Source organism: Gordonibacter pamelaeae 7-10-1-b, assembly GCF_000210055.1.
GTDB classification, from domain to species: Bacteria; Actinomycetota; Coriobacteriia; order Coriobacteriales; family Eggerthellaceae; genus Gordonibacter; species Gordonibacter pamelaeae.
In genome coordinates, this window is the sequence record NC_021021.1 from 269,260 (window position 1) to 272,338 (window position 3,079).

At 67.7% G+C, this 3,079-nt stretch carries 2 protein-coding genes; both read right to left on the minus strand.

What is annotated here, in order from left to right; all coding sequences use genetic code 11:
* Positions 1-146: 146 nt before the first annotated feature.
* Entirely contained in the window at positions 147-704 is a 558-nt protein-coding gene (locus tag GPA_RS01185) for a hypothetical protein (RefSeq protein WP_015538711.1), read from the minus strand.
* A 180-nt stretch (positions 705-884) separates the two neighbouring features.
* A complete protein-coding gene (gene thrS / locus GPA_RS01190) occupies positions 885-2,798 on the minus strand; it encodes a threonine--tRNA ligase (protein WP_015538713.1) in 1,914 nt (637 codons plus the stop codon).
* Positions 2,799-3,079 lie beyond the last annotated feature (281 nt).

A 3,079-nucleotide genomic window follows, 5' to 3' on the forward strand; every position in this document is an offset into this window, starting at 1 on the left:
TCCGAAAGACCTGCGGCGCCGGCGAGCGCATGCCGCCAGCGGCCGCAGGCCATCTGGATGCCCGTCACCACGAACACGAGCCCCGTGAGCAGCAGGCCCGCCATGAGCGCCGCGAACCCCCAGCCGTATTCCACGCCCGCGCCCTCCTAGCCGAACAGGACTTCGGCTATGTTGCGGGTGGACTGCTCGGTAGGCGTCCAGGTGCTGCCCTCGAGCGTGTAGTCGATCGTGACGGAGCCGGCATCGACCGGCTCGATGGCCGCCGTGGCCTCCATCACGGTCTCCCCGATCTTCTGGTTCATCTCGGCCTCGGGAAGCTCGAGGAACGACTCGTCCTCGGCCAGCTTCGCCGCGGCATCCTCGAGCGCCTGCTCGTAGGCGGCGTAGCTCTTGCACGTGAGCGCCACGTCGACATGCGCCTCCTTGCCGTCGACCGTCACGTCGTCGATACGGTAATCGAAGCCGGCCAGGTAAGCCTTCATGAACTCGTTCGCGTCGATGCCGAACTCGGACAGGTCCGCAACGTCCGCACCGGACATGAGGTCGGCGAGCGCCGCCTCGTCCAGGTTCTTCAGCCCGTCCAGCTCCTCGGCCACCCCGTTGCGGATGACCTCCTCGTCGTTCGGCCCGCATCCCGCGAGCGCCCCCAGGCACAGCACCATGAGCGCGGCGGCGCAGACGGCGGCGATCTTGATTCTCTTCATGGAAACGTTCCCCTCCCCTATCGTTGACCTACCCTGGGCCATCATACCTGCCGAAGCCCCGTTCGACAAGCAGAAAAAGGCCCCCGACCAGGCGGGGGCCACTTAAGATAGCCAATGCGGCACGGCGCAGGCCGCCGCTTGGCCGTACGACGCGCAGGCGCCGCCCGGCCCGGCACGCCGCTACAGCGCGGCGTCCTTGATGGTCTGCACCAGCTTCTCCACGTCCCACGCGCCGAGATCGCCCTCGTGGCGCTCGCGCACGGACACGGTGCCGTTCTCGATCTCCTTGTCGCCCAGCACCACCATGTACGGGATCTTCTGGCTCTGGGCCTTCGCGATCTTCACGCGCATGGGCTCGTTCTGGTCGTACACCTCCACGCGCCCGCCCGCGTCGGCCAGCTTCAACGCAAGCTCGTGGGCCGCCTCGTTGTGGCGGTCGGCCAGCGGCAGCACGGCCGCCTGCACGGGGGCCAGCCACAGCGGCAGCGCGCCGGCGTAGTGCTCGATCAGGATCCCTAAGAAGCGCTCGATGGAGCCGAAGATGGCGCGATGGAGCATCCAGGGGCGCTCCTCGGTGTTGTCCTCGGTGCGGTAGGTGAGCCCGAAGCGCTCGGGCATGTTGAAGTCCACCTGCACGGTGGAGCACTGCCAGGTGCGCCCGATGGCGTCCTTCACCTTGATGTCGATCTTCGGGCCGTAGAACGCGCCGTCGCCCTCGTTGATGTCGTAGGACAGGCCGTGGCGCTCGCATGCCTCCTTGAGCGCACCCGTGGCATGCTCCCACATGTCGTCGGTGCCGATGGACTTCTCGGGGCGCGTGGATATCTCGGCCTCGTATTCGAACCCGAACGTGGACATGATGTGGTCCACGAGCCCGAGGATGGCCACCACCTCGTCCACCACCTGGTCGCGCGTGCAGAACACGTGCGCGTCGTCCTGGGTGAAGCCGCGGGCGCGCAGCAGGCCGTGCACGACGCCCGACATCTCGTGGCGGTACACCGTGCCGAACTCGAAGTAGCGCAGGGGCAGGTCGCGGTAGGAATGCAGCTCGCTCTTGTACAGCATGACGTGGCCCGGGCAGTTCATGGGCTTCACGGCGTACTCGGTCATGCGGGGGTTCTCGTCATCGCCCTCGTTGATCTCGAAGAAGTACATGTTCTCCTTGTAGAAGCCGTAATGGCCCGAGGTCTTCCACACGTCGGCGTTGTAGATGTGCGGGGTGATGACCTCCTCGTAGCCGCGCGTGTACAGGTCGCGGCGCAGCCACTCCTGCAGGGTGCGTATGATGCGCGCGCCCTTGGGGAGGTACAGCGGCAGGCCGGCGCCCGCCAGCGGGTCCATGACGTAGATGCCCAGCTCGCGCCCCAGCTTGCGGTGGTCGCGCTTCTCGGCCTCCTCCAGGTTGCGCACGTGCTCGTCCAGCTCCTTCTGCTTGAAGAACGCCGTGCCGTAGATGCGGGTGAGCATCTCGCGCTCGGCGTCGCCGCGCCAGTATGCGCCGGCAAGCTTCGTCAGCTTGAACGCGCCCAGCTTGCCGGTGGAGGGCAGGTGCGGCCCGCGGCAGAGGTCGGTGAACTTGCCGATGGTGTACGTGGTGATGACGGCGTCCTCGGGAAGCTCGGCGATGAGCTCCAGCTTGAACGGCTGGTCCGCGAAGATATCCTCGGCCTCGGCGCGGGTGACCACGCGGCGCTCGAAGGGTTCGTCCGCCTTGACGATCTCGGCCATGCGGGCCTCGATGGCGGCGAAGTCGTCGGGCGAGAGCGCGCGGCCCGTCTTCACGTCGTAGTAGAAGCCGCCCTCGATGGCCGGCCCCACGCCGAACTGCACGTCGCCGTAGAGGTCGACGAGCGCGGCGGCCATGACGTGCGCCGTGGAATGGCGCAGGAGCTCCAGGCCCTCGTCGCTCTTGGCGGTGACGATGGCCACGGAGTCGCCCTCGGCCACGGGCGCGGACAGGTCGACCGGCTGGTCGTTCACGATGCCCGCGAGCGCGGCCTTGGCGAGGCCCACGCCGATGGAGGCGGCCACGTCGGCGACGGTGGCGCCGTCGGCGAGTTCCTTGCCCGAGCCGTCGGGGAGTACGATGTCCATGATGGTTCCTTTCCTGTGCCGGGCGCGCACAAAGCGCCTGCACGATCGGTACGGCCGCGTCTTGAGTGCGCAGCCTGGGCTCAGTATGCCACGAACGGCCGGAAGGTCCCCCGGGCACACGGTTTCAACAGACGCCGCAGAAAGCAGGCATAAAAAACCGCCTCGGGATCGAGGCGGCTTCTTCGACAGCGCGGGTTACGGGGCGGGATGCTCGCCTTGCGGGGAGCGGGTCCGGCCCTGCCTCTGCTGGGGAGCCGCTTGCTGCGGCTGCTGCGTTCGGG